This window comes from Mesorhizobium sp. LNHC229A00 (assembly GCF_000502415.1).
Lineage (GTDB): Bacteria > Pseudomonadota > Alphaproteobacteria > Rhizobiales > Rhizobiaceae > Mesorhizobium.
Genome location: NZ_AYWQ01000259.1, coordinates 1 through 252, shown reverse-complemented (window position 1 = coordinate 252; position 252 = coordinate 1). Strand labels below are relative to the sequence as shown.

At 50.8% G+C, this 252-nt stretch carries 1 protein-coding gene; it reads right to left on the bottom strand.

Features of this window, described 5'->3' with window-relative positions; translation table 11 throughout:
- The coding region (locus X742_RS0140010; RefSeq protein ID WP_031248917.1) for a phytanoyl-CoA dioxygenase family protein at positions 1–252 on the bottom strand (252 nt) is incomplete at both ends.

Sequence of the window (252 nt, the reverse complement as noted above, 5' to 3'; positions counted from 1 at the left end):
ATGGACCATCCGGTCCGGGAGTTTGTGTGGAATGTGATAAATGTCCTGATGCGGGAGATAGCCGCCGCTGTCGGGATAGTGGAAAATCAGCAACTCCTTGAGCCTACGCGAAGCTTCGCCAAGCAACTCCTCGACCGCTGACTTTATGCGCTGATCTTCTAAGAGCAAACGACGCAATGGATCATGGAAGTCGAGAAAATTCTCCATCTTGGAGGTGATCTTTCGATTGTCCGTCGTCTTCTCGAACCACAT